This is a genomic window from Agrobacterium sp. CCNWLW32 (assembly GCF_037083425.1).
GTDB lineage: Bacteria > Pseudomonadota > Alphaproteobacteria > Rhizobiales > Rhizobiaceae > Agrobacterium > Agrobacterium radiobacter.
Map to the genome: position 1 here is coordinate 224,513 of NZ_JBAOJM010000001.1, position 20,924 is coordinate 245,436.

A 20,924-nucleotide genomic window follows, 5' to 3' on the forward strand; every position below is an offset into this window, starting at 1 on the left:
CGCTTTTCGATCAGGACAGAGGGGCCTCCGCGCGTGCCGCAAGATCGGTCAGCAGGGTCTCGAATGCCTGAGGCTGGGTCACATCGACAACCGGTACATGGTGTTCCTGCGCGGATGCCAGCATGTCGGTGTTTTCCCGCAACGAACGCTCGATGAAAGCGTCCATGATCCGCCGCCTGTCGGCTGTCGCATCTTCATATTGCGCGTGAGAACGCATTCTCTCGAGAAGAAAATCATTGCCGGCATGGAGAAAGACACCGGCGACCGTGCTGCCGAGCAGCGGCGATATCAATTCCGGCCGCAGGGCCGCGCCCTCGAAGATTGCGGGAGCGCCGGTGCCCGACCTGCTGTCGATCATCGTGCGGATCAGCGGCCAGATGTTCTGATGATGTATCTTCAGAAACCAGTGGATCGTTTCCGGCGAGAGCTGTGTGTAATATTCCTCCACCGGTGCCGGAATGCCCGGCCAGGGCCTTCCCGGATGGCGGGCGAGACTGTCGGTCGATATTGCCTCGCAGCGCAGTCTTTCGCTCAGCAGGCCGGCAAGGGTGCTTTTGCCGACATGGGAGGTGCCCGCGATCAGGATTGTCGAAAGGGTGGGGCGCATGCGTTGCTCTCGTTGGGGTTGGGCGCAACGATACATCAAGGGATATATGGCTTCCATGCGGCGTCTGTCCGCAATTTCGGGCGCGATCCTTGGGCAGCGCACCGCACCGTCAGGCGCGGGACCGCAGGCGGGAGGACAGAAAGCCCACCCGCCGCCTTGTCGATTACAGCCGTGTCCAGGTCTGTGATTTGCACAGAACCTTCAGCACGCAGCCCTTCATGCTCAGCGAGTTGCCGGAAACGGTGCCGGAGCCGCTATAGGTCTTGTCATTGGCGGGATCGGTGATTTCGCCGGAATAGCTGTTTCCCTTGCCGGCAAGCTTGCCGATCTGTTTTCCGGCGTGTTTGCCGGTCTTCAGCGTTACGCAGAAGGCGCCGCCGCAGGGGCCGATCACGGCGGTTTCGCCGCTGGCCGTCTTCCAATTGCCTTCGATCGCCTCGCCGGCAAAGGCAAGGTTGCCGCTCAGCATGAGGGCGGCGGCAATCGTCATCATACGCTTCATAAAATTCCTCCCGAAATTCGCGCAGGCTTTCCTGGGCCGGACAGGCCCGAAGAGGCGATGCGCAGATCAAACCCATTTGGCATGCGAATGCACCATTTCTGGCCCAAAGCCGCCCTGCGGCGCAACGATTGCTCCTCACACCGCAATATCCTTTGCCCGTTTCATCCTCATGACGGGCAGCGCGGATAGTATTTGACGTTCACGTAAAAGGAAACAGAAATTTGTGGCCGCGGCGCGGCATTTGCAGCAGCGGGAGGAGCGAAAAAGGGAGAATTCGAAAACCGCTGTTTTGATCGTGGTGAAGGAAGGGTTTAAATCCATTTCTAAAGTTTTCGTAAAATTCGCCGCAAAGTCCTTAATTTCCGCGGCTCGTGATATTTAACAAAAACCCAATTTTACCAATCGTTTGCAGTTTGTTTGCGGCCCATTAATCATGCCTTTTAAGCGACCGTTGAAAGCCCCGTGGCATAGTGAACTCATCAAAAGCGCAGGGAAAACCTGCCGGACGAAAGGACAAAAAAGCCGCAAAAGACGGCGGGTCCGGACGGTAGCCTCGACAAGAAGGCGAATGGTGAAACAGGTAGAAAGACAGGGATTAAAACAATGGCACGCTTTGACATCAGCGATATCGAAATGGCTGCCGGTGGCGAAACCCGCGCCGACACTCTTTGCAATCTCGGCCTGGTCTATGCGACCGGCCGGGGCTGCAAGGTGGATCTGATCGCAGCGCATAAATGGCTCAACATCGCCGCGATCCGCGGATCGGAAAGAGCCGCTTCACTGCGCGCTGATCTCGCCCGCAACATGACGAAATCGGAACTCGCCGAAGCGCTGCGCGCCGCCCGCGACTGGATGACGATGCACTGATTTACCCAAGCCATTATTGAGATTTCCGGTCCGGTTCCCTCCAGTCCCGACGACCGGTCAAAACGAAAGTAAACCCGAAGGGGAACGCGGCGAGGGCTTTGAAAAGGGCTTTTGCGCTGACACATCAAACCGCGACCGGCAGGAACAAGGCCGGCGCGGTTTTCTTATGTCTGATGAGCTCTCGTTGCCGGAAAATGATTCCTGGGCAGGGGGTTGCGGGAGGATGTTGAATCGATGCGCGCAATGTGCGGACTTTCCAACCCTCATTCCTGTGACGAGCACAGGAATGAGGGTTGGTTGGGAACTTACCCGATCGCCTTGAGAACCTTCGGCAGCGCCTGTTCGAAAAGATCAAGCTTGTCATCCGGCCCCACGCTCACGCGGATGCAGCGGTTGAGCGGCGCAACACCCGGCATGCGGATGAACACACCATGCTCCATCAACCCATCGACGATGGCGCGGGCGTAAGCACCATCGCGGTGGCAATCGATGGTGACGAAATTGGTGGCGGAGGGGAGCGGTGAAAGGCCGTTCTCGCGGGCGATTACCGAAATCCGCTCGCGGGCCGCGGAGATTTTGCCAACGACTTCATGCAGATAGGCCTGGTCCTTCAGCGCCGCCAAGGCGCCGGCGACCGAAATGCGCGCCATGCCGAAATGGTTGCGGATCTTGTCGAAGGCTTCGACATTGCCGAGCGTGCCGATGGCGTAACCCACGCGCGCGCCGGCGAGTCCATAGGCTTTCGAGAAGGTGCGCATGCGCAGGATGTTCGGCTGGCCGATCAGCGCATCGATGGCCGGAACGGCGCTCGCGGGCGCGGTCTCGCAATAGGCTTCGTCCAGAATGAGCAGGCAGGTTTCCGGCAATGCGCGGGCAAAGGCAACCACCTCGCTCGCTTCCCACCAGCTTCCCATCGGATTATCAGGGTTGGCGAAATAGACCAGCGGCGCATTTTCCCTGTTAACGAGGTCGAGAAGACCGTCGAGGTCTTCGTGATCGTCGACATAGGGCGTGGTGACGAGCCTCCCGCCAAAACCGTTTACATGGTAATTGAAAGTGGGATAGCCGCCAAACGAGGTGACGACGGGCGTGCCCGGCTCGACGATCAGCCTGGCGATCTCGCCCAGCAAGCCATCAACCCCGCTGCCGATGGCAATATTGCCGCGTGCAACGCCGTGGTGAATGGCAAGCGCTTCCTTCAACTCGAAATTTTCCGGATCGCTATACATCCAGGTTTCCGCTGCCGCATCGCGCATGGCCAGCAGCACGGAAGGGGCGGGGCCGAAGCCGCTTTCGTTTGCGCCGATTCGCGCCTCCACCTTCAAACCGCGGTTCCGCTCGATGGCCTCGGGGCCGACGAAGGGAACGGTGGAAGGAAGTGAGACGGCAAGTGGTGTAAGGCGTGAAAAAGCGGACATTGGCTGAAAGTTCCGGTACCTGTGTTTAAAACCCGGCTCACAATAGGTGCAAAAAAACCGGACGCAAGGCGCGGCCGGTTGCGGCATGGCTGTTTTGGAACAGAATTTTTCGTCGCGAAGAAGGGATGGAAAAAACCATCGGCCTGTCGTGACAAGGTCAGACGCTGGTCTCGAAGCTCAGGCGCCGCACATGGTGCAGGAATTCCGCATCGATCAGCATGTTGAAGCCGATCGTGGCCTTTTCTTCCTCGCGGCGGATCAGCGTGCAGCCGATCTCGTCGCGGATGCCCAGAATTTCCAGATAGAAATTGGCCGGCATTTCCAGATCGGGGCTGACATCCAGCTCGGCGCCGTAGAGGGAAATGGTCCGCACCAGGCAGCGCATGGTGTCCTTGGCGCTGAGATGATGCCCGATGAAGGTGATCTTGCCGGGCCGGTCGATCTGAAATTTCTCGTACATCTCGTCCTGTGGGACGTTCTGACTGATATCCATATGTAAAGCCATGACAACCTCCCGGATTGCCTCTTTCGTGCCGATTTTAACGCCGCTTCCTTGCCAGGGCATGAAGGAAATGCGCGCAATTATCTCTAGTGTGTGTCGATCTCGACCAATCTTCCGTCGGGGAAGCCGATGTTTCCACTATGGAAATGCGTTCGGTCCCATCAGGTTGCAGTCGTGCCGCAGCCTGTGCTGATAATGCGTCATGCTTGCACCGGGCTGGCGTTGCTGCGCGGTTGACTGGGGCCGTACTTGGCGTTACGCCTGATCCGGTAATATGGCTTCGCGAGGGTCGGCAGGATCGGCGCTTCGTGGTTGTTCTGGGAGTGAACTGTGACGGGAAGGCTGGTAATCGTCGGGGCGGGGCAGGCCGCTTTCGCGCTGGCGTCGAAGCTTCGGGCGCTGAAGGACGAGCGCCCCATCACCATCATCGGTTCCGAGGATGCCTATCCTTACCAGCGTCCGCCGCTATCCAAAAAATACCTTCTCGGTGAGATGAGTTTCGACCGGCTGATGTTCCGCCCGGAGGAATGGTACGCCGAAAACAATGTCGATATTCGGCTTTCCACCTGGGTGGAGGAGATAGACCGCGCTGAAAAAACCGTGCGCATGCAGGATGGCAGCACGCTTTCTTATGACAGGCTGGTCCTGGCAACCGGGGCCGCACCTCGCCTGCTGCCCGCCAGCATCGGCGGTGATCTCGAAGGCGTCCTGACGGTTCGCGACAAGCGCGACGCCAACCGGCTGATGGAGGAGATGAAGCCCGGCCGCAGGCTGCTGGTGATCGGCGGCGGTTATATCGGCCTTGAAGCGGCCGCCGTCGCCCGCAAGCTCGGCCTCGAGGTGACCTTGATCGAGATGGCCGACCGCATTCTGCAGCGCGTGGCGGCGAAAGAAACCGCCGATATCATGCGCGGCATCCATCAGGCCCATGGCGTTTCCATCCGCGAAAAGACCGGCCTTGTGCGCCTTGTCGGCATGGAAGGCCGGGTGGCCGCTGCCGAACTCTCCGACGGCTCTATGCTTGATGTCGATTTCGTCATCGTCGGCATCGGCGTGACGCCGAATGACCGCCTTGCCCGCGAATCGGGCCTCGATGTCGGCAATGGCATCGTGGTGGACGACCATACCCGCACATCCGACAGCGCCATTCATGCGGTGGGCGATTGCGCGCTGCTGCCGTGGCGAGGCCAGCACGTGCGTCTCGAATCGGTACAGAATGCGGTCGATCAGGCGGAGGCGACCGCTGCCGTGCTCACCGGGGCTGAAACCGCCTATGATCCGAAACCGTGGTTCTGGTCGGATCAATATGACGCCAAGCTGCAGATTGCCGGCTTCAACCTGGGTTACGACGAGACGGTGCTCCGGCCCGGTGCGCGCGAAGGCAGCTGGTCCGTCTGGTATTTCCGCGATGGACGATTCGTCGCCGTCGATGCCGTCAATGACGCCAAGGCCTATGTTGCCGGCAAGAAACTGCTCGATACCGGCGCGGAGCCGGATCGCGCCATCCTGGCGGACTTCTCCGCCGATCTGAAATTACTGCTTTCCTGAGGATATCATGCCTGCTCCCGAAAACCGTTTCAAAACCGCCATCCATGCCGGCAAGCCGCAGATCGGCCTCTGGCTCGATATGGGCGAGGCCATCACGGCGGAAATCGCCGGTACGGCGGGGTTCGACTGGCTGGTGATCGACGGCGAGCATGGGCCGAACGATCTGCGCAGCATCATCGACCAGCTGCGTGCCCTTGCCACGTCGTCCGCGGAACCCGTGGTGCGCGTGCCGGTCGGCGAAAGCTGGATGATCAAGCAGCTTCTGGATGCGGGTGCGCGCACGCTTCTGGTGCCGATGGTTGATTCGGCCACCCAGGCCACGGATCTGGTCAGCGCCATGCATTATCCGCCGCGCGGTATTCGCGGCATGGGCGCGGCCGTTGCCCGCGCTTCCGCCTTCAACACAATAACCGACTATGCCGACAGCGCCTCCGATAGCGTCTGCCTGCTGGTGCAGGCCGAAACGCGCGCGGCGATCAACGATCTCGATAATATTCTCGCGGTGGAGGGCGTGGACGGCGTCTTCATCGGCCCGGCGGATCTGGCCGCGGATATGGGTTATCTCGGCCGCATAGACGAGCCGGAAGTGCAGGCGGTGATTGAGGCGGCCATCGTCAAGATCGTCAAGGCGGGCAAGGCTGCCGGCATTCTCACCTTTAACGAAACCTATAATCGCCGTTATCTCGAACTCGGCGCGTCCTTCGTCGCCGTCGGGGCGGATGTCACGGAATTCGCCAACACCCTGCGTGCGCTGTCGGCCCGTTACAAGGGCGGAGCAGCGCCTGCGCCATCGCGGTCGGGATATTAATTCAGTCGTCGTTGCTGGCGTTCAGCTTTTCCGGCGGAATACCTTCTTCGCCGGAGGCGAGATAACCGCTATTGATAAGGGCGGCGCGAATGATGCGCTGGATGGCCTCATCCCTGTCTATGCCGTGATCCCTCGCAAAATCCGACAAAGCCGTTTCAAGATCGTCGCTGAACCGCATATCCGCCCCCATTCATTACATTTCAAACCCATACGAAAAGGCAAGGCAGGGTTGACCCGCCTTGCCTGAATTTTAATTCCATGCAGCGATCAGCGCCAGCGATAAAGGCTGCTGTTCGACGAGTTCTGCTGTGTGCTTGTGCCGACGGCATAACCGATGGCAAAACCGAGTGCGCCAACGATCGTCAGCAGGGAGGTTGCCGTACCGGGATTTTCCTTTACGGCTTCCACGACATTCTGGCCCTGAGCGCGTACATTATGCGCGGCCTTGCGGACGCGTCCGCGCGCCTCATCCAGAAATTCGGATGCATCCTCGCTCACCCCTTCCGCGCGGGCGGATACGGATTTGGAGAGGGATGCGATCTGCGAACGCAACTCCGCAATCTGGTTTTCGATCGTGTCTTCGACAACATTCAGTTTGGTCTGAGCCATTAGAACACCTCTTTTGTTACCGAAGGCAGAACGTACGGTCGGTCAAGAAGTTCCCGAATTGCCCGCAAAGTTTCGCGGGGGCGATGTTCAGCCAACAGGTTTTTGTGCTTCTTGGCGAAAAAGCCTTGCAATCATTTTTTTTAAGCAATAATCAGGCCGCACCGGAGAGGTGGCCGAGTGGTCGAAGGCGCTCCCCTGCTAAGGGAGTTTTAATACTTTCCCGCACCATCCCTAAGTAACTGATTTCATTATTTGTTTCGGTCAATCTATTTTTTCTAAAAATCGTCGTGTGCCAATCGTGTGTCAACGGCGTTCTTTCTTGCCAAAAACCCGGTCGATAACTTCCCGGTCGGCATCCCCCTCCACATACGTTTCCATAAGCAGCCTGCGCGACTTCCAACCGCCGTGATCTGCAGTCGTCGCTACATCCACGCCATTGCGTCGGATCATTTCAGTCGCAAATCCATGGCGGCCGATTTCATGGCTGGTGAGCCTGTTCAATCCAGCTTTGTCGATTACCTTGTCAAATCTCTTCTTCGCTGTGGATCGGTTTGCAGCGCCGAAGACAAGGATCGGATACCGGCTCCTGATGTTCGCTAGATCGATCACCATCGAGCGCGTCAGAAACACTTTCCGGGGCTCAGTTTTGGTCTTGGCGAGGTAGGCTACACCAAGCTGTAGGTTCACATCATCCCATGTCAGTCGGCAAGCCTCAGAGACACGGGTGGCGGTTTCAAACATGAACCGAGCCATTGCGGCAGTTTCCGGCATATCAAGCTTCTTGGCGGTCTTGCTGAAGACGTTCAGCCAATCTGAGTTTCCCGCCGGCCGACGTTTCTTTTCTTCCTTAAACCTTTTCACCGATATCTTGGGCAAACGCTTGGCTTCGGCCACATGATTGATGATGGCGCGCATGGGCGTTATTACCTGCCGGTTCCATGTCGCTGGCTGGGCATCGGGATACAGGAGCTTGGCGGCCTTGCGGATTTCCGGGCCGGTGATGTCCTTGACCTTCCACTTCCTGAAATGACGAATGAGCGGTGCTGTGAACCGCCCATCCTTGCCGTCATTCAGATATTCGGCCACCGCCTCTGGAAAGGTTAGGATTGCCTCCTGGCCGTGGACAGCGGCACGACGGACCCTGTCTTCGTGTTTGATCGCGATGTCTTCCGCGAGCCGCTTGTCACCCGTTCCAGAAGTTTCTCTGTATCTCTTTCCGTCCACCGTGAAACTGTAGTGCCAGATGTCTCCGCGCTTTTTGAGGTTGGGCATTCGTTAGGCTCCGGTCGTGCGGAATTGATGATTGTCTCGATATCGGACGGCATGAGGAACATCGCTTTGCCGATGACACGGCAGGCGCCAAGCTGTCGGGCTCGCTCTCTCAATGTTCGTTCGGAAAGGTGGATACCGCAAGCCGCCATTTTTTCAACGGCGGCCGATGGCGATATGGCTTGGTCAAGCAGGCTCGTCATCCCTCGCTCCTTTCAAGCGCCGCTCGGCCGGCCGCCGTCTTAAGGCGATGCAGAGACTTTAGCGCGCTGTCGTAGTTTTTTACCCATCGGCGCTCGTAAAGCTCGCACCCGGTCCCCATCGCCGCGCCATCTGCCATCAGCAGATGAGTTGCTCTGTTCCCGCAGCAAGCGCACTTGACGCGCGATCTGCCATTGACCGGATCAATGTAACGGTGACCCGTTTTTGCGCTGTAGACCGTCATTTGCCCTCCTGCTTTGCGGGTGCTGCGGGAAGCTCAAAAACTCCGAACCCTTCACGCTGGAGGGCGTTCAAAAGGTTGAGGCCTCGATCTATCCAATCTCCGCCGGAGTGAATGTCTGAACAGGCGCGGCCAAGCTTGTACGCTTCGATATTTCCCGGCTGATGCTCGTACGTGTAAGCCCGCCGCTCTTCCGGTCGGTCGTATGCCCTACCGTAAGTTCCAAGTTTGATGACACTCCTCGCCACGTCCTGCACCTGTGCGGAGAGGGCGGAGCGAATGCGGGCCTCGTAGTCGGCTTGGGCGGCGGCTTTGGCTTCATCCAATTCGTTAAATGATCCAATCTTGTGGAGAGTGTACCGAGACACATCCCACCTGTTCACAATCTTCATGACGTTGTAAGGGCCAAGGATTGTTTCCGCACTCCATATTTCGAAATCAATGGTATTTTGTCGCCACTCCAAAGCCTTCACTGCCACGGATGGCGCGGGCTGTGGCTCCACAGCGGACAGGGCGGCTTCGAGGGCGGCGCGCATAGCAGCGGGGCGGCATTTCTTATCTACCTTTACATAAGCCGCAACCGCAGCCGTCATCATTTTATCGCTGACCATTTTCGCCTCCAAACGATTGCATTTCTCGCTCAATCAAGACCCGTTCAATGCGCTCCCTGTCGCTGGCGCTGGTGCTTGCCGCATATCTCAAAGCTTTAAGCCACTCTGTTTTTGCATTCTCAATTCGAGGAAAGAGGTTCCATGTTTTCTCACTCTGCATGGTGTTCGCCTCCTGTGCTGGCGAGGGCTGTGTGAACATTCTTGATCGGGGTTGCCAAATTTCTCGCAGCCTCCTTGATGTTGGCTGGCGTATGAGCGCCAAGGCAGACGTGCTCAGCTTGATCCAGCAGTTCGCCTACCGCTTCTCGGATAAGCTTCACCTCGGCCTCTGCTGCCTCGGCTCGGGCCTTGTATTCATCGATGCGGGCTTGTTCTGCTTCCCGGCAAGAGATAGCGCCAGCCTGCCAATCCTTGAGGCGGCTAATCTCGTTGCCGTCCTTCACCGCCTGCTCTTGGCAAGCGGCAAGGTCGCGCCGCAAGCTTTCGAGGGCGGAGGCCAGAACGTATTCGACGCCTTCATCACCCCACTGGTTATCTTGGCACCAGCATCGATCGGGTGCACCCGCTGGTTCGAGCCAGATGCGTTCGTGTTCGGTCATCTCGTATCCTCGCGATAGAACGTGACGGGCCGGTAGACGACGGCCTTTTTGGGCTTTTCGGATTTGGGGAAGGGCTGGCCGCGCAGTGGCTTTGCGGGCTTCGTCTTGATGCCACGCGCCTTGTCCTGCTGGCGAACCGTCTTGGCGGCCATCGGGATATCGTGGTTCGCCGTCTTCCACTTATGGCACTTGATGCAGACCGCCGCGCAATTCTCCAGGCTGTTATCCTTGGAGTTGGCGTCGAGAACGATGTGATCGAACTCCACGCCGTGAGCGAGATCGGCATTGCATCGCTGGCCGGCGGGCAGCCCGTACATGGCTCCGACCGCCTCGCACTTGAAGCCGGACCGGGTAAAGGCCTCGCGCTGCGTCTTTTTTGTGAACTCGCGCCGGCTCATTGGATTTCCTCCTTGAGCCTGTCGTAAAATTTTTGAGTGCAGAAGATCACGTTCCCCTTGGTGACGAATGTGTCGTCTTCGACCGTGGCCTCTTGTCCGCTGCGCTCATCTGTGATGACCGTGCCGGGATCAACCTTCATCACGTGCATGCCGAGAAATGGCGTGGTGGTGTATTCGGTTGGGCTTCTCATCACCTCTGCCCTCCCAGCGCGCGTGTCATCATGTCCCGCTTGCGGCGCTGCAGATCGCGGACACGTCCTGTCTTGCCGTGGGATTGCTTTGCCTGTCGGATCTCGGCGTCGATCTCGGTTTGCCAGTTGTATTCACGGGCAAGGTTCCGTCTCGACTTCCAAGCGAGCCAGTGGTGGATGGCGCGGCGGATTAAGCGGTTCATTGAACTTCCTCCGCAGCAAAACGAGATTTGTACCAGTCGAACATGATGGCGTTCACGTACTCATGGACGTGATTGCTAAATGGAAGTTCGGCCTCACGAAGAAACGGTTCAACCTGCTCAGAGAATTGTAGGCTGGAGCCGTCATGCCAGCATGGGCATTTGAGCAGCCAGCAGTCGCTGTGGCTCGGCTCTTGGCTCCCGAAATCATAAAGCGGCTTCCGGCTATGTATCTCGATGCCGCCATAATAAAGTTCGCCCCAGCGATGGGTGATAAGTGGCGCCGTCGGTTCAGCCCAAACATGAACTGCGCCATTTTCCCCTACAGCCGTCCAGATGTGACGAGTAATTTCTCCCTCTGGAGCGATGTACTCATAGGTGATATCTATGCTCATGCTGCCTCCGAGAATGCTTGCTCTGGCGTCACGCCGAACGTCTCGGCAATGAAGCGGATCGCGTTTTCAAGGAACTGTTCGAACTGCGGTTCGCTCATGGAGCCGAAGGAAACGCTGGCCGGCACTAGGACTGTGTAGCCTTTAACCTTGATCGGCGTGGTGAAGCCGGTTTCCATCTTGACGAGCGCGTGCAGGCTTTCGGCGGTCGGTGCACACTCGGTGGCCTTCACGACCTTGCCGAGAAATGCCCAATAGAACCGAAGGCGCTGCGGCGATCGACCGGTGCGGAGTTCCACCTTAATCCGCATGTCGTGCGGCTGCTGGCGTATCCATTCGCGGTCGGCTTCCATTTCACCTATGAGGGTGTCGCCACGGCGAAGGCAGTAAACTGGCGGGTTTTCGGTCTTCATCAGCGGAACTCCGCAGCGAAGGGGATTGAATCATCCATATCCCCGAAGTTGGCCGGCTGCTGATTTCCGTAACTGTCGCGGTCCTGCTCATCGCTTTGGCGCTGGGCAGGCTTGGCGCCACCCATGAACGTAAGATTATCGACGTTGACGCCGAGATAGGCTTTGCCGTCGTGAACGCGCGCGGTCGGTCGGCCGGAAACCGTGAGCTTCGAACCCTTAACGATATGCTTCGCCAAGCCTTCGGCCCTCTTGCCCCATACCGCACAGTCAAACCACGTCGAAGGCCGGTCATTGCCGCTCTTGTCCTTGCCGTTGTCAACGGCGATGGAGAAGCCCAGAACCGGCTCCCCTTCATTCGTGCGGCGCAGTACCGCGTCTTTGCCAACGTTTCCGGCGATGATGAGCGTCTGCATTTATGCGGCCTCCTTATTGAGCTTCGGGAGGAACGCCGCCCTATTGCGAACGTGATCCCATGGATTTTCAGTGAATTTTTTGAAACGGGGCTTGCCCTGATTGTCGGTCGCCTCGCAGGGCACCCAGGTATTACCGAGATCGTAGAGATAGCGACCAATGCCCCACGACACGGCGGCACGTTTCAAAGCGCTGGAGAACGCGCCCTTTTCGGCCTCAACGTCGGTGTCGCCGGCGCCATCGGATTTCCAAACCCATTGGCCGTTGATGAAAATGCCGATACGGCAACCAAGGCGGTCTTTCCCTGCCTCGAAATGTTCGCTTTGCCAGAAGGCAGGCGTGCACACTTGGTCGAGGCGGTCCATCACGTCGCGAGCATCAAGATAGGCCAGCGCAAGGGCGGCATATCCTTCACCGCGGGCCTTCGTCACCATCTGGGCGCGCCAGTGAACCTGATCGGCATTGAAGGGCCGATGAAGGTCGCGTAGCTGTTCAAGCGATACGCTATCCATTTTCATTCTCCCTGCGTTTTTCAAAGAGCGGGCACGCACCCGCATTAACGTCCTTGCAGCGAAGGTAAGGCTCCTCGTTTGACCAGTATTCCGGGTGGACGAAGCCTTGGCCCTCAAGCCGCTTGTGTTTCAGGCAAAGCCAGCCGGTCGGGCTGCGCTTGCGAGATTCCGCGACGACGAATTCGCAGTCGGTGCAAAAGGTCGGGGTCATGCTGCGGCCTGTATGGAATGGCGCTGCACCGAGTGTTCAGCTATGAAAGCTCTGGAAAGATAGAACTCGGCATCCTCTTGCCGCTGTCTGGCGTACTTCAGGAGCGTTGACCGGCGCGGTTCGTCCGATTGCTCGGCCTCCGCTTCGTAATATTCAACGTCGTCGTATGCCTTCTGCGCATGAGCGCGATACTCATTTGGCTGCAACATGAACGTTCTCCTGATCAATAAGCGCCATCCGCTCAGCCTTTGGCATGCCGACGAACAGGAACGACGCTGAAATGATTGCGATGGTGAGAAGCCCGGTGATGAGGCGGGTGACGCCCTTGCGAAGATCTGCGTTGAACTGGTCGATCTGCTTTTCGCAATTGCGGAGCCGGATGATGATCTCGGTCGGGTCATCCGCTTCTTGTGTGTTGGTGGTGGAGAAAGCGGAGGGCATCACGAGCGGCCTTCTGCTTTGGCGATGGCGGCGGCGACAAGTCCAGCGGCATGCTCATGAGGGTTATCGCTTCCGACGATGGGAGACAGATCAAAAGCATCGCTGCTGGTGAGCGTCGAGTAGGCTTCCCTCAGGGCCTCCATCATTTCTTGCTCGACACCGCTCAACCCAAGCTGATCAGCCATATCCTTGGCGATGGTCTGCGCCACGGCCTTTGACACGACGTTGCCAATTTCCCGACCATCCGAGTATGCGACGAGAAGCTCGAAATTATCCTCGTCGCCATGAAACTGGCTGAGGCATGCTCCAACTATGCGTTTCATTTCCTGCCCCTTTATATCTCGGGTTACTCTGACAAAGCCGGTGGGTTGGTGGATGAGATAGACAGGCCAAATTCCGAGAAAATGCCGATGAATTTGTCTACCTGCTCCGGTGTGCTGTCGTCGCAAACAAGCCGGTCCAAGGCCTTCCCGACCTGCAACCTCAAATCATATGGAAGGCGTTCCTTCGCTTGCCTGTCGAAAATACGGCGGTGAGCGTCGATCAAAGCCATCTCCTGTTCGGAGAACATTGGCTGCGAGACATCCGCCCCGATCAATGAATTGAGGCTGCAATTCAGCGCGTCACACAGCGCCAGAATGAGCCACAGCGTGGGGTTCTTGGACTTGCGCCGCTCTAGCGCCCAAATGTGAGCCTTGGACGATCCGCAGCGCTCAGCGACCTGTTGAAGCGACAAGCCAAGCTCATGACGGCGAACCGAAATGTATGTCGCCATATGAGCGGTAATCATTGGGTGCCGATCAGCGCGTTCGCTCATCTTCTTCTCCGCTGTGCTGTGGTTACTTGGTGGGGGATGGGAGAGAGCTGTCCGTGGAACGAAGCGAGATCAGGAAATCGAGCTCGTCCTTAGCCGCAGCAATGAAATCCTCCAGCTTCGACTTCCCCTCCCACCACGAAATCTTGATGTTGTTCACCCGCAGGTATGGGGAATCTTTGCAATACCGCTTGCCTGTGGCGTCTCGAACCGGGCAGCCGATACAGTTCTGGTCTTCGTTATCTTCATCGTGGATGTTGAACAGCTGGCAAAGTGCGCAATCATCAGGGCCGATATTGACCTGATTGTATGCGGTAACCTCTGTTATCTCTTGCCAATGCTTGATTGATGCTTCCAGAGCATCACGCGTTATCTGTTCCATTTCCCTATCCCTTGTCGGAAGCCCTATGCGGGTCGGCTATTCGGCGGACTGGCGGTTGACGCCATCCCACTCGGGACAGGCGCAGCACTTGTCGGCTTCGTGAAATTCCGGTTCGTCAATCTGGCCGCAGAAGATGCATCGCAGTGTGCCGTCCGTTACCGGGTCAGAAAGCTTTCGAGGCCAGAACTTGAGGTAATCGCGGCCTTCGATGGTGATGAGTTCTTTCTGTTCCATGTCAGTCACTCAGCCGCTTCCAGACGACCGATGACGGTGCCGTGGACGATGGGGTTGAAGCTGTTGCGCATCGCGTTGTAGGCGACGTGGACGGCCTGTTCTTCCTCTTCGGCCTGATCCCGCTTGTCGTCATTGACGCGCTCTTTCCACGTCCGAACGTCGAACTCGTCGGCAATCGACTGGCCCTTCTTGGCGACGAAATCGTACAGATCGACGCCGACCACATCGCAGCGCTCGGAAACCGTCTCATCGATCAGCGACTGGATTTCCTCTGCCGTGTAGAACTTGACCGGCGTTTCCAGAAGAACCGTGTCGCCGTCATTCCAGCGAACGGTGATGAGAAGCATTTCATCTGCGCCGATTGTGTAAGCTGGCTTGGTCATCACGCACCTGCCGTTTCGGTCAGGCTGTCGAGATCGACGCCGATACGCTTCAGGAGAGCCTTCTTTTCACCTTCGCTCAGGAGCTTGCCGCTCAGGAGCATGTTTACCGTCTTCTCTCCAATTTGCAGGCTCTGAGAACGGTTCGATTTGAAGTCCTCCTGCACCTTGACCGTGAGGCCGAAACCGTGCGTCGGGATTGTCGAAGTGAGTTCCGGCCAGTTGAACTGGATGGAAGATTTCCTGTATTCTTGGCAGTCGATTGCCAGTGTACCGACGCCCTTCGGGCTTTTCAGAAACTCCTGCTGAGCCTCTTCGCGAACCTTGATAAGCTCTGCTTCGGCAGCCTTCAGACGCGAAACCAGCGCCTCATTTAGGTCTGCGTAGGAAACTGCGACTTTCACGTAAGTCATTTGCTCATCCTCAGTGGTTGAGATCGAATTGGAGATCAGGCGGCCTTGACGGCTAGCTTGGCTTCCTCAAGCGAGGGGAACTCACAGCCAGGAAGCCTAGAAATTTGGAATGGGAGGAGTTGGGTCGGTACACCGATGCCCCCTACCGAGAAGATTTTCCAAGTACCACCCGGCCTCTTGTCGAACGATGCAGTGACCTTGAACCCGCTCGCTGTTCTGAATTGCCCGCGAAAGCGTCCGATTTCTTCTGGTGTTTTTTTCATAGGTTCCACTCCAGTGGTTTAGATTAAATTGTGAGCCAACCCGGAGCCGGTTAAGCTAACTCTCTGATACGTCCGTATTTTTCCCCAATAGTCATCACAGCGATGACGGCTGAGAAATCGTTGGAGGCCTTGGCAGGAGCCATAACGGAGCGAATAACTTCGAGCGTATCTTTGTCCGTCTGGTAAGACTTGCCGTTCATTTCGAATGTGTATGCCATCGCTCATCTCCGGTTCTTGTGGTGGCAGCGAGATCGGCGGGTGTTGGTGATGCTTCGTCGCTGCTTGTGTATGGCCAGCATACACCCAACACGAAACGTGTCAACATAAATCGTGTTGAGCGGCAAAATAAAAACACGCGGCGTGTTGCGAAATGTCGAATCAAAGGGTAAAAATAAAAAGCCCGCCACGAGAGATTAGCTCGGGCGGGCTGTTGGTGACGGTTTGACCGTGGGAAGTTTTCCCGTCGCCAAATTGATGCAACCGTTATATCATTACGGTCGCAAAATTCAAAGCAAAAACCTCCCAACGAGTTGCCGATCTCCCGAAAATCGGAGCATTCGTATCGAGATGCCGCGATTTTTTCGGGCTAACCGATATTTGGACTGGCATAAGGCATGACACGCGGGCTCGGACGGCCCTGAACGCCCCGCAAGGGTGGATAAACGACGCAAGTGGTGAGGTTAGGCGAAAGCCACCAGCCGGGAGCGCAGGCCCCTGAAGATACCCCCGGGAGCATCCGGGTCTCAGCCTGGTCGATAATGCGTGTTTGGCTTAGCTTCTGACTATGGAATAAGACGGAATGGAAGTGATAACCTCACCCCCCGTCTTTGATACAACTATGCCTAAGCATTCCCAGCTAATGCGATATAGTGGACAGAATGAACCTGATTTGCAGGGAAGGTTAGAAGCTTCGGCGGATTGAACTGTTCAAGGACCAATTCCTGAGCATTATGCCGAATGAACTTTTTCACATAGGCAAGAATGGGCCCATGCTCTTCCGTCCGAATTTGGGCGATAACATAGTCGCCCTTCTTTACGCGGCGCACGGGATCTACGAAGCAAACCTCGCCATCTTCATATCGCGGAGACATCGAATCGCCGGACACCTGAACGCCATATGCTCCGCGAACATCAGACAGCACCGGCGGCGCCATCGTCTCGTATAGAACGCTCCCATTCATATCAAACTCGCCGTCTACGCCTCCCACAGCACGGCCGTAGACCTTTATCTTTCGACCGAGACCTACCACTCTATCGCCTATTTTAGCATTTGGCGAATAAACTTCTGCTTGAAGCGGTTGAGTTTCGGTTAGGAGTGTGTCGGCAGTCTTGCCCGTCATGATCCACAACGGGTCAACGTTGAACTTCTTGGCGTACACAGTTGCCTCTGCCAGATCGAAGTCGTTCTGGCCATTCTCGTGAGCGCGATAGGTTGAGGCATTAACGCTCAGAGCCTTTGCAGCATCTGAAGCATATTTATACCCGGCTTGTTCTCTTGCGGCTTTGAGCCGATCGGTTTTTTCCATCATGATTTCAACATATCGCAACACGCAACACGAAACATGTTGACTATACGACACGAATAGTGTTGTATGGGTGTTATGGAAACACAAGCACCACTCACCGACCTCCAAAGCGTATTTGCCGCATTCGGCTCGAATGTGAAGCTGGCCAGCGTGTTGCGCGTTGGCCCTTCTGCTGTCTCTGAAATGAAGCGCCGCAACAATATCCCGGTGGAATACTGGCCCGCGCTTGTCGATGGGGCGAGGGAGATCGGTCGCGGTGATTTGACAATGGAACGCATGGCTTTCCTCAGCGCCGAAGCTGCGCTTGCGAAGAAGGAAACTGCAGCATGACATGGTCCACCAACATCACCGAAGCCCAGACGGGCGATTACGTGTGGCTGGCAACGAAGTGCGGCCGGGTGATCAAATCGTACTGGATTGAAAACAAGATTGGCCCAGCCCGGTTCTCTGGCTTGGCCACCAATGAGGCTCCGGTTTCGTGGCAGCCGTTCATCACCCCAATTCATCCGTTCGAACTCGCAAAGCAAGAGGAGAGCGCATCGTGATCTGGCAGTTCGCAATTTACGGCTTCCTCTCAAGCCTGTTCGCCTTCATCGGCGCTATCGCTTTCATCGCCTACAAGACCAACCAAGAAGACCCGGATAACGAGGAGTGGGATTGATGGAGTGCAATTTCACAGTTGGGCAGAAGGTAGTTTGCGTTGATGCGGCTGTACGATTTGAAGCGCCACGTAATGGGGCAAGGGTCGTTAACACAACTCTTGGTGAAATCGTTGAGGGCAAAACATACACCATTCGCAGCGTTTTTTGGGATGAGTTGTGGGAATGCGTTCTGGTGAGGCTTGAAGAGGTTAAGCGAGGAAACTCCAGATACAAGGGTGAATATTATGAATCTGGATATGACCCGCGCCGTTTCCGACCGGTGAAAACTCGCAGCACTGATATTTCGGTCTTCAAGGCGATGCTCACCCCCTCGAAAGAGCAGGTGACGGCATGAAAGTCCTGATCTGCGGCGGTCGTGACGTGGACCGTATTGATGCTTGGAACTGGCTGGAGCGTAACGCTCTGGACGAACTGAGTTTTGCATCTGGCCTCAGCAACTTCACGATTGAGAAAATCATCCATGGCGGTTGCCGTGGCGCGGATGAGGGTGCTGGCGAATGGGCCAAGAGCGAAAACATCCCTGTTGTCATCTGCAAGGCGGATTGGAAGAAGCACGGAAAGTCTGCAGGACCAATTCGCAACCGGATGATGCTGGACGTTCATAAGCCTGATTTCGTCATCGCTCTTCCCGGCGGAAGGGGAACTGAAAACATGATTGGCCTCGCTGAAAGTTACGGCGTCCGCGTCATTCGCGCAGAGGTTTACGCATGACCACTCGCCCTCCCAAGCCCAAACCCATCAACATGCAGTCCCTCCAAGCTGAGCTAATGGCAGAGGTAGACCGAATTAACCGAGAGAAGGCAGAGCGATGAGCGGTCAGGAAGTTTCCGACTGGATCGAACATGACGGATCCGGAATGCCGGTTGGTGATGACGTCCTCGTTCAGGTCAGGTTTCGCGGCCTCGAACACAAGGAGACGAGAGTTATCCCGGCTCATTGGTATTCTGAGTTCTGGGGCAGTGACGAAATCCAATTCTATCGCGTCGTCAAAAGCGCGTCATGAATATCGAATTTGAGCGCTGAAGCCTCCATCGCGCTCAAAGCGGGCTGGTATCGTCTCCTTCCTCCCGGGTGCCAGCCCGCATTTTTATCCTCGGAAAGCCACCACGCAGCCTAAGCAAAACTGGCGCGATCGCTTCTCCGACCTGAATGAAAGCTGATGGCAAGTGCGGCTCGCCATCAGCATCCAAAGAGCGGGGCGGCGGATTGCTCTTTGGAAACGGAATTAGGTTCGTCTGATGCGGCGGGCCGGGATCGCGGACATCGTTGCAAGCTTTGCCTGCGATCCCATCATTTTCATGCCTGTGGCCCATCTGCATCTCCTGTCTACGAGGAGAAGATAACCACAGGAGTTTTCGTAAATGTCAGATTTTCGGTCGGAGAAATCCAATATGAGTACGGTTGAGTTTTGCCAGGATGCTTTGCGGCGGAAAATAGCGCCTCCTGAGTTCGGCAATGTCAGCACACGTATCAGGAAGGCGTCTCGAGACCTTGGGTGGTCTTACACGAGAACGCGCGACACTTGGTACGCTGATCCAAGAATTTCAATCAAACCAAACGAGCTATTCCGCGTCGAAGCGGTGAGCGGACTTACCTACGCACGAGAGGAGTTGCGGAAGAATGACGTGGCAATCGAAAGAGCAACCGCTCTCCTCGGCGGGGAAGATACGCGTCTCGTTCGCACGCTGGTTGCTGCGTTTCGCGAGGCGCTTGGCATTCGCAATCGCGCCTGAACTGAAGGATGAGGAGGATGGCGATGCAGGTAACTGATGAGATGGTAAAGCACGCCGTCGAGGCCTACAGGAAGGACACGGGTGCAGAAGATTGGCAGCTTTTGGGCTGGATCGAGCCTGCAATACGCGCCGCCCTCGAAGCCGTCCTGTCCGCAGAGGCAACTAGCTTCCGTTGTGAAGGATGTGGCTCGTCGTGGGATGACGCTAGATTGGCGGAAGAAAGAGCGAAGCGACCGGAGCTTATTTCATGCTGCCCAGAGCGTAAACTTGAACCTGTATGGTATCAGAACATCAAGGGTATGCTTCGCGGTGTATCCTTCACCGAAGAAATGAAGATGGCGTGCCTTCGCGAGTTTGAGGCGTTCTATAAGTCCACCCTCTCCGCACAGGTGCAGGACGTGGCGGGGTGGCAGCCGATTGAGACTGCGCCGAAGGATGGTAGCGATGTGCTTCTTTCCAGCCCAAACTGGCACGGCGACGTAGTGGTTGGATGCTGGAGCTTTGAAGGGTGGAGAGATCGCGAGGACAGCGACAAACTTGAACCCACCCACTGGATGCCTCTCCCCGCAGCACCCGCAAAGCAGGAGGGATAAATGACCCCCTCCAACCTCCAAGCCAAGATAGACTTCCTATCCTCCCAGATACACCAGAAGCGCCAATGGCTCGCCGACCATGGACCGGGAACCAAGCGCCCATGGCCTGAGAACGACATCGAGGCCAAGGAACGCCACCTGACCATGCTTGAGGCCATCCGCGTCGATTACGAGCAGGCGCAGAAGCGGGGGAAGGCATGAGCAAGCTTCGTGTCCTCGACCTGTTCAGCGGAATTGGTGGTTTCAGCCTTGGTCTTGAACGGACTGGTGGTTTCGAGACTGTCAGATTTTGCGAAATGAAGCCGCACGCTCGCGCTGTCCTTGAAAAGAATTTCCCCGGCGTTCCTTGCCACGAAGATGTAACCACAATGGATTTCAGAGAGGGTGAGGCGGATGTCATCACGGCCGGTTTCCCATGCCAAGACCTCAGCTTTGCAGGTGTCGGCGCCGGACTTGCCGGATCCCGTTCGGGACTCTACCGGGAAGTCATTCGAGCCATTCGCGTGGTACGACCCATCAGGGCCGTGCTGGAGAACGTGGCAGCGCTGCTTAGTAGAGGGCTGGGAACCGTTCTCGGAGACTTGGCCTCGATCGGGTATGACGCGGAATGGCATTGCATACCGGCGAGTGCCGTTGGTGCCCCTCACAGACGAGACCGCATATGGATTGTTGCCAACCCCAGAGGCAAGCAACACGAAGGCGGTAGCGCTCCGCTCAGCGGGTCGCTCGCCAAGGAACTTTTTGGCATCAATCCCGACGCCGAGGGCGAACGATGCTTTGAAGCGCGGGAACTTCGACACGGAGAATCCGAGAAACGGTTTGCCGGCGTATGCGAAGAAATGGCCGACGCCGAGCGCATCAGACAATCGAGATCGCGGGAATCTATCATCTCCAGCCATAAAAAGGAGACTAGAGAAGGGAAAGCAGGCGATGCTCTCCATGGTAGTATCCGAAACCAGTGGGCAGTTGAACC

General features: G+C 56.8%; 39 protein-coding genes and 1 pseudogene. 11 read left to right on the forward strand and 29 right to left on the reverse strand.

The genetic code is table 11. The features are described from left to right. Window positions 1-10: 10 nt before the first annotated feature. Complete coding sequence (locus V6R85_RS01165; protein WP_111834260.1) at window positions 11-607, reverse strand: hypothetical protein; 597 nt, start codon at window positions 605-607, stop codon at window positions 11-13. 163 nt (window positions 608-770) lie between these two features. After that, complete coding sequence (locus tag V6R85_RS01170; protein WP_003509976.1) at window positions 771-1,109, reverse strand: DUF2147 domain-containing protein; 339 nt, start codon at window positions 1,107-1,109, stop codon at window positions 771-773. 603 nt (window positions 1,110-1,712) lie between these two features. Here V6R85_RS01170 and V6R85_RS01175 point away from each other — a divergent pair. Then, window positions 1,713-1,976, forward strand: coding sequence for an SEL1-like repeat protein (locus tag V6R85_RS01175; RefSeq protein ID WP_003509974.1), 264 nt, complete (start codon window positions 1,713-1,715; stop codon window positions 1,974-1,976). Between the two features lie 305 nt (window positions 1,977-2,281). Here the strand turns inward: V6R85_RS01175 and V6R85_RS01180 are convergent, their stop codons facing one another. Both V6R85_RS01180 and V6R85_RS01185 read right to left on the reverse strand, forming a co-directional pair. Beyond that, window positions 2,282-3,394, reverse strand: a complete 1,113-nt coding sequence (locus tag V6R85_RS01180; RefSeq protein ID WP_060723988.1) for a pyridoxal phosphate-dependent aminotransferase — start codon at window positions 3,392-3,394, stop codon at window positions 2,282-2,284. Window positions 3,395-3,551: 157 nt separating this feature from the next. Beyond that, entirely contained in the window at window positions 3,552-3,899 is a 348-nt protein-coding gene (locus V6R85_RS01185; protein WP_020809747.1) for a hypothetical protein, read from the reverse strand. 327 nt (window positions 3,900-4,226) lie between these two features. Here V6R85_RS01185 and V6R85_RS01190 point away from each other — a divergent pair, with 327 nt between their 5' ends. Together V6R85_RS01190 and V6R85_RS01195 are read left to right on the forward strand one after the other, a co-directional pair. After that, entirely contained in the window at window positions 4,227-5,444 is a 1,218-nt protein-coding gene (locus V6R85_RS01190; RefSeq protein WP_065694919.1) for an NAD(P)/FAD-dependent oxidoreductase, read from the forward strand. A gap of 7 nt (window positions 5,445-5,451) precedes the next feature. Then, window positions 5,452-6,252, forward strand: coding sequence for an aldolase/citrate lyase family protein (locus tag V6R85_RS01195; protein ID WP_111834261.1), 801 nt, complete (start codon window positions 5,452-5,454; stop codon window positions 6,250-6,252). 1 nt (window position 6,253) lies between these two features. Here V6R85_RS01195 and V6R85_RS01200 read toward each other — a convergent pair whose 3' ends face one another. From V6R85_RS01200 to V6R85_RS01315, 24 genes are all read right to left on the reverse strand, one after another. Next, the gene (locus V6R85_RS01200) at window positions 6,254-6,430 is read right to left on the reverse strand and encodes a hypothetical protein (protein ID WP_162993007.1); all 177 of its coding nucleotides are present in this window, start codon (window positions 6,428-6,430) and stop codon (window positions 6,254-6,256) included. Between the two features lie 89 nt (window positions 6,431-6,519). Continuing rightward, window positions 6,520-6,861: a hypothetical protein gene (locus V6R85_RS01205; RefSeq protein ID WP_003509967.1), complete on the reverse strand. Its 342-nt coding sequence runs from the start codon at window positions 6,859-6,861 to the stop codon at window positions 6,520-6,522. Between the two features lie 303 nt (window positions 6,862-7,164). Further along, window positions 7,165-8,133, reverse strand: coding sequence for a tyrosine-type recombinase/integrase (locus V6R85_RS01210; protein WP_336376939.1), 969 nt, complete (start codon window positions 8,131-8,133; stop codon window positions 7,165-7,167). A gap of 438 nt (window positions 8,134-8,571) precedes the next feature. After that, window positions 8,572-9,183, reverse strand: a complete 612-nt coding sequence (locus V6R85_RS01215) for a hypothetical protein (RefSeq protein WP_336376940.1) — start codon at window positions 9,181-9,183, stop codon at window positions 8,572-8,574. Beyond that, window positions 9,170-9,343, reverse strand: coding sequence for a hypothetical protein (locus V6R85_RS01220; protein ID WP_336376941.1), 174 nt, complete (start codon window positions 9,341-9,343; stop codon window positions 9,170-9,172). The genes V6R85_RS01215 and V6R85_RS01220 overlap by 14 nt, the downstream gene beginning before the upstream one ends. Further along, a complete protein-coding gene (locus V6R85_RS01225) occupies window positions 9,333-9,782 on the reverse strand; it encodes a hypothetical protein (RefSeq protein WP_336376942.1) in 450 nt (149 codons plus the stop codon). The genes V6R85_RS01220 and V6R85_RS01225 overlap by 11 nt, the downstream gene beginning before the upstream one ends. Continuing rightward, entirely contained in the window at window positions 9,779-10,180 is a 402-nt protein-coding gene (locus V6R85_RS01230) for an HNH endonuclease signature motif containing protein (protein WP_336376943.1), read from the reverse strand. The genes V6R85_RS01225 and V6R85_RS01230 overlap by 4 nt, the downstream gene beginning before the upstream one ends. Further along, window positions 10,177-10,371 carry a hypothetical protein gene (locus V6R85_RS01235; protein ID WP_336376944.1) on the reverse strand — a complete coding sequence of 65 codons (195 nt, stop codon included), beginning with the start codon at window positions 10,369-10,371 and terminating at the stop codon, window positions 10,177-10,179. Before V6R85_RS01235 ends, V6R85_RS01230 begins: the two co-directional genes overlap by 4 nt. Beyond that, complete coding sequence (locus V6R85_RS01240) at window positions 10,371-10,574, reverse strand: hypothetical protein (protein ID WP_035198509.1); 204 nt, start codon at window positions 10,572-10,574, stop codon at window positions 10,371-10,373. The genes V6R85_RS01235 and V6R85_RS01240 overlap by 1 nt, the downstream gene beginning before the upstream one ends. Then, a complete protein-coding gene (locus tag V6R85_RS01245; RefSeq protein ID WP_336376945.1) occupies window positions 10,571-10,966 on the reverse strand; it encodes a hypothetical protein in 396 nt (131 codons plus the stop codon). The genes V6R85_RS01240 and V6R85_RS01245 overlap by 4 nt, the downstream gene beginning before the upstream one ends. Next, window positions 10,963-11,376, reverse strand: coding sequence for a hypothetical protein (locus tag V6R85_RS01250; RefSeq protein WP_336376946.1), 414 nt, complete (start codon window positions 11,374-11,376; stop codon window positions 10,963-10,965). The genes V6R85_RS01245 and V6R85_RS01250 overlap by 4 nt, the downstream gene beginning before the upstream one ends. Then, window positions 11,376-11,789, reverse strand: coding sequence for a single-stranded DNA-binding protein (locus V6R85_RS01255; protein ID WP_336376947.1), 414 nt, complete (start codon window positions 11,787-11,789; stop codon window positions 11,376-11,378). Before V6R85_RS01255 ends, V6R85_RS01250 begins: the two co-directional genes overlap by 1 nt. Next, complete coding sequence (locus V6R85_RS01260) at window positions 11,790-12,344, reverse strand: Rad52/Rad22 family DNA repair protein (protein ID WP_336376948.1); 555 nt, start codon at window positions 12,342-12,344, stop codon at window positions 11,790-11,792. A 162-nt stretch (window positions 12,345-12,506) separates the two neighbouring features. After that, window positions 12,507-12,719: a hypothetical protein gene (locus tag V6R85_RS01265; RefSeq protein ID WP_336376949.1), complete on the reverse strand. Its 213-nt coding sequence runs from the start codon at window positions 12,717-12,719 to the stop codon at window positions 12,507-12,509. Next, window positions 12,703-12,951: a hypothetical protein gene (locus V6R85_RS01270; RefSeq protein ID WP_336376950.1), complete on the reverse strand. Its 249-nt coding sequence runs from the start codon at window positions 12,949-12,951 to the stop codon at window positions 12,703-12,705. The genes V6R85_RS01265 and V6R85_RS01270 overlap by 17 nt, the downstream gene beginning before the upstream one ends. Beyond that, window positions 12,951-13,274 carry a hypothetical protein gene (locus V6R85_RS01275; RefSeq protein WP_336376951.1) on the reverse strand — a complete coding sequence of 108 codons (324 nt, stop codon included), beginning with the start codon at window positions 13,272-13,274 and terminating at the stop codon, window positions 12,951-12,953. Before V6R85_RS01275 ends, V6R85_RS01270 begins: the two co-directional genes overlap by 1 nt. 23 nt (window positions 13,275-13,297) lie before the next feature. Beyond that, the gene (locus V6R85_RS01280; protein WP_336376952.1) at window positions 13,298-13,768 is read right to left on the reverse strand and encodes a helix-turn-helix domain-containing protein; all 471 of its coding nucleotides are present in this window, start codon (window positions 13,766-13,768) and stop codon (window positions 13,298-13,300) included. 22 nt (window positions 13,769-13,790) lie between these two features. Then, on the reverse strand, window positions 13,791-14,147 hold the full coding sequence (locus V6R85_RS01285) for a hypothetical protein (RefSeq protein ID WP_336376953.1): 357 nt from the start codon (window positions 14,145-14,147) through the stop codon (window positions 13,791-13,793). 36 nt (window positions 14,148-14,183) lie between these two features. Beyond that, window positions 14,184-14,390, reverse strand: a complete 207-nt coding sequence (locus V6R85_RS01290) for a hypothetical protein (protein ID WP_336376954.1) — start codon at window positions 14,388-14,390, stop codon at window positions 14,184-14,186. Next, window positions 14,387-14,764: a hypothetical protein gene (locus V6R85_RS01295; protein WP_336376955.1), complete on the reverse strand. Its 378-nt coding sequence runs from the start codon at window positions 14,762-14,764 to the stop codon at window positions 14,387-14,389. The genes V6R85_RS01290 and V6R85_RS01295 overlap by 4 nt, the downstream gene beginning before the upstream one ends. Beyond that, a complete protein-coding gene (locus tag V6R85_RS01300) occupies window positions 14,764-15,174 on the reverse strand; it encodes a hypothetical protein (RefSeq protein ID WP_336376956.1) in 411 nt (136 codons plus the stop codon). Before V6R85_RS01300 ends, V6R85_RS01295 begins: the two co-directional genes overlap by 1 nt. Window positions 15,175-15,209: 35 nt before the next feature. Further along, entirely contained in the window at window positions 15,210-15,437 is a 228-nt protein-coding gene (locus V6R85_RS01305; protein WP_336376957.1) for a hypothetical protein, read from the reverse strand. A gap of 50 nt (window positions 15,438-15,487) precedes the next feature. Then, window positions 15,488-15,655 carry a hypothetical protein gene (locus tag V6R85_RS01310; RefSeq protein WP_336376958.1) on the reverse strand — a complete coding sequence of 56 codons (168 nt, stop codon included), beginning with the start codon at window positions 15,653-15,655 and terminating at the stop codon, window positions 15,488-15,490. Between the two features lie 624 nt (window positions 15,656-16,279). Continuing rightward, a complete protein-coding gene (locus V6R85_RS01315) occupies window positions 16,280-16,966 on the reverse strand; it encodes a LexA family transcriptional regulator (RefSeq protein WP_336376959.1) in 687 nt (228 codons plus the stop codon). 63 nt (window positions 16,967-17,029) lie between these two features. Here V6R85_RS01315 and V6R85_RS01320 point away from each other — a divergent pair, with 63 nt between their 5' ends. The 5 genes from V6R85_RS01320 (at window position 17,030) to V6R85_RS01340 (ending at window position 18,628) form a co-directional block, all read left to right on the forward strand. After that, window positions 17,030-17,293, forward strand: a complete 264-nt coding sequence (locus tag V6R85_RS01320; RefSeq protein ID WP_336376960.1) for a carph-isopro domain-containing protein — start codon at window positions 17,030-17,032, stop codon at window positions 17,291-17,293. Further along, on the forward strand, window positions 17,290-17,508 hold the full coding sequence (locus tag V6R85_RS01325; protein ID WP_336376961.1) for a hypothetical protein: 219 nt from the start codon (window positions 17,290-17,292) through the stop codon (window positions 17,506-17,508). The genes V6R85_RS01320 and V6R85_RS01325 overlap by 4 nt, the downstream gene beginning before the upstream one ends. Window positions 17,509-17,623: 115 nt before the next feature. Then, window positions 17,624-17,959: a hypothetical protein gene (locus V6R85_RS01330; protein ID WP_336376962.1), complete on the forward strand. Its 336-nt coding sequence runs from the start codon at window positions 17,624-17,626 to the stop codon at window positions 17,957-17,959. After that, window positions 17,956-18,336: a DUF2493 domain-containing protein gene (locus V6R85_RS01335; protein ID WP_336376963.1), complete on the forward strand. Its 381-nt coding sequence runs from the start codon at window positions 17,956-17,958 to the stop codon at window positions 18,334-18,336. Before V6R85_RS01330 ends, V6R85_RS01335 begins: the two co-directional genes overlap by 4 nt. Window positions 18,337-18,433: 97 nt before the next feature. Next, window positions 18,434-18,628 carry a hypothetical protein gene (locus V6R85_RS01340; protein WP_336376964.1) on the forward strand — a complete coding sequence of 65 codons (195 nt, stop codon included), beginning with the start codon at window positions 18,434-18,436 and terminating at the stop codon, window positions 18,626-18,628. 34 nt (window positions 18,629-18,662) lie between these two features. Here V6R85_RS01340 and V6R85_RS01345 read toward each other — a convergent pair whose 3' ends face one another. Continuing rightward, window positions 18,663-18,938 carry a hypothetical protein gene (locus V6R85_RS01345; RefSeq protein ID WP_336376965.1) on the reverse strand — a complete coding sequence of 92 codons (276 nt, stop codon included), beginning with the start codon at window positions 18,936-18,938 and terminating at the stop codon, window positions 18,663-18,665. A 437-nt stretch (window positions 18,939-19,375) separates the two neighbouring features. On the opposite strand from V6R85_RS01345, the gene V6R85_RS01350 reads away from it, so the two are divergent. The 3 genes and pseudogenes from V6R85_RS01350 to V6R85_RS01360 all read left to right on the forward strand — a co-directional run. Beyond that, the gene (locus V6R85_RS01350) at window positions 19,376-19,951 is read left to right on the forward strand and encodes a DUF551 domain-containing protein (RefSeq protein ID WP_336376966.1); all 576 of its coding nucleotides are present in this window, start codon (window positions 19,376-19,378) and stop codon (window positions 19,949-19,951) included. Then, on the forward strand, window positions 19,952-20,152 hold the full coding sequence (locus V6R85_RS01355; protein ID WP_336376967.1) for a hypothetical protein: 201 nt from the start codon (window positions 19,952-19,954) through the stop codon (window positions 20,150-20,152). It abuts the gene before it with no gap. Further along, a pseudogene (locus tag V6R85_RS01360) lies at window positions 20,149-20,850 on the forward strand (DNA cytosine methyltransferase); the annotation flags it as partial. The gene V6R85_RS01355 and the pseudogene V6R85_RS01360, both read left to right, overlap by 4 nt. Between the last annotated feature and the right edge of the window lie 74 nt (window positions 20,851-20,924).